We start from the raw sequence: 2,453 nt of genomic DNA, 5'->3' as shown, positions 1-2,453 counted from the left end.
GCGCGACGGGCGTCTCGGCACCGTCGCGCTTCCTTCGGCTCAGCCGCCGCGAGAATTACCGCGCCACCGCGCTCAGCAGGCCGTCCCCGACCGGCAGCAGTGACGGGACGAGCCCCGGGTGCTCGCGTATCGCGCGGACCAGTTCGCGCAGCCGCACCACCTCGACCGGCTGCGGGCCCGCCGCGTACGTCCGGCCGTCGGCGAAGATCCCCTCGAAGCAGACCGCGCCCCCGGGCCGCAGGAGCCGCAGCGCCTCCTCCAGGCACTCCAGGCACTCCAGGCGGTCGCCGTCACAGAAGACCAGGTCGTACCCGTTGTCCGCCAGCCGGGGCAGCACGTCGAGGGCGCGGCCCGGGATGAACCGGGCCCGGTTGCCCGCGAAGCCCGCCGCGCGGAACGCCTGCCGGGCGAACTGCTGCCGCTCCGGCTCCGGGTCCACCGTCGTGAGTACCCCGTCCGGGCGCATCCCGCGCAGCAGGTACAGCCCCGAGACGCCGGTGCCCGTGCCGATCTCGGCCACCGCCTTGGCGTCCACGGAGGCGGCGAGCAGCGCGAGGGCCGCCCCGGTCGCGGGGGACACCGGACGCAGACCCGCCTCGCGCGCCCGCTCCCGGGCCCACATCAGCGTCTCGTCCTCGGCGACGAAGGCGTCGACGAACGCCCAGCCCGTCTCCCGGTTGCCGGTAATGAGCCTCTCCTTGCCCCGTAGTTGCCTGGCCGTGACTGTATCCGTTGGCCAAGGGAACCCGCAGATGGGACCGGACGTTAAGAGTGCTGTGCGCCGGTCGCGGGCAGTGCCCTCGCCGCCGGGCCGCACGGGAAGCCGGTCCCCCGGCGCGTACGGGAGGTGGAGGATGACCGCGAGCGCGGTGTGCGAGAGGGCGCCGAGGCGCGGCTTGGAGCCGGAGCGTGCGACAGCGCGTCCGTACGGGATGACCAGCGCGGATGCCGAGGTCAATCCCGGCAAAATCGCTTATCCGGAGCTAACGGTCCGTATGGCTATGGTGGGTGCTCCACTGGACACCACCAGAGCTGACAGGGGAGGTGCGGCTGCGGCCGGTGACCCGGCGCCGCCCTGGCGTCCCGGACCGCCCGCCAAGCCGAAATCCGTGACCGACACCGCTGACCGAGCCCTTCCGCAGGCCCGCGCGGCCCGCGAGGGCGCCCCCGCCGACGATTCCGTACGCACCGCGACCTTCGCCGCCGACGCGGAATCGAAGGCGTGGACGCCGCCCAGCTGGGAGGAGATCGTCAGCACCCACAGCGCCCGCGTCTACCGCCTCGCCTACCGCCTCACGGGCAATCAGCACGACGCCGAGGACCTCACGCAGGAGGTCTTCGTCCGCGTCTTCCGCTCCCTGTCCACGTACACCCCCGGCACCTTCGAGGGCTGGCTGCACCGCATCACGACGAACCTGTTCCTCGACATGGTCCGCCGCAAGCAGCGCATCCGCTTCGACGCCCTCGGCGACGACGCCGCCGAACGGCTCCCGAGCCGCGAGCCCTCGCCGCAGCAGGTCCTGCACGACACCCACTTCGACGCCGACGTGCAGCAGGCGCTCGACACCCTCGCGCCCGAGTTCCGCGCCGCCGTCGTCCTGTGCGACATCGAGGGGCTCTCCTACGAGGAGATCGCCGCGACCCTCGACGTCAAGCTCGGCACCGTGCGCAGCCGTATCCACCGGGGCCGCTCCCAGCTCCGCAAGGCCCTCAAGCACCGTTCCCCCGAGGCGCGCGCCGAGCGGCGCGGCCTGCTGAGGAGCCCGGTGCCCGCGCTGGGAGGGGGGAGCGCGAGCGCGTGAGCGGATCACGTCCCCCAGCCGCCCGGCGCTGTCTCTCCGAGCAGCACCTCGGCGACCGCCTCGCCGCCTTCGTGGACGGCGAGCTGGATCACGACGCCCGGGAGCGAGTCCTCTCCCACCTCGCGACCTGTCCCCGCTGCAAGACGGACGCCGACGAACAGCGCCGCCTGAAAAGCGCCTTCGCGCAGGCCGCCGCCCCCGCGTTGCCGCCCGCTCTTCTGGAGCGTCTTCAAGGGCTTCCCGGAGGCCCTGACCACGGATTCCCCTGCGGACCGACCGGTCACACGCCCTTCGCGGGCGGCGGAGCGCCCGGACGCGGCCTCCCCGGCGGACCCACCGCGCACGACGGGGCCGCCGGACGATTCGGCGTGCCCGCCGCAGGCGCCGGAGCCGTCGGAGCCGCCGGGGTCGCCGCCCTGACCCGCCCCGCGCTCGCCCCCGTCCTGAACCGGGTCGCGCCCTTCCCCGTGCACCCGGCGCCGGGCGGCGACACCCCCCGCGCCTCCTCGCGCGGGCGCCGCCTCGCCTACGCGGCGGCGGGCGCCGTCTCACTCGCCGCGCTCGCCCTCGGCGGAGTCTCCTCCGGCGCCGGGGACGCCCCCGAGGCGCGCGGCAGCAGCGTCACCCCGCAGCGCGGTCCCAGCGCCGTGG

Annotated in this window: 2 protein-coding genes and 2 pseudogenes; 3 read left to right on the top strand and 1 reads right to left on the bottom strand. The window is 74.8% G+C overall.

What is annotated here, in order from left to right:
- Positions 1–55: 55 nt before the first annotated feature.
- On the bottom strand, positions 56–754 hold the full coding sequence (locus SSBG_RS08455) for an O-methyltransferase (RefSeq protein WP_050776878.1): 699 nt from the start codon (positions 752–754) through the stop codon (positions 56–58).
- Positions 755–1,001: 247 nt separating this feature from the next.
- Here SSBG_RS08455 and sigE point away from each other — a divergent pair, with 247 nt between their 5' ends.
- From sigE to SSBG_RS34395, 3 genes and pseudogenes are all read left to right on the top strand, one after another.
- Positions 1,002–1,802 (top strand): RNA polymerase sigma factor SigE, encoded by an 801-nt coding sequence (sigE, locus tag SSBG_RS08450; RefSeq protein WP_078491250.1) that lies wholly within the window; start codon positions 1,002–1,004, stop codon positions 1,800–1,802.
- Positions 1,799–1,903: pseudogene (locus SSBG_RS36070) on the top strand (zf-HC2 domain-containing protein); the annotation flags it as partial. The gene sigE and the pseudogene SSBG_RS36070, both read left to right, overlap by 4 nt.
- 267 nt (positions 1,904–2,170) lie before the next feature.
- Positions 2,171–2,453: pseudogene (locus SSBG_RS34395) on the top strand (zf-HC2 domain-containing protein); the annotation flags it as partial.

The organism is Streptomyces sp. SPB074 (assembly GCF_000154905.1).
Lineage (GTDB): Bacteria > Actinomycetota > Actinomycetes > Streptomycetales > Streptomycetaceae > Streptomyces.
This window is presented reverse-complemented; position numbering and strand designations above follow the sequence as displayed.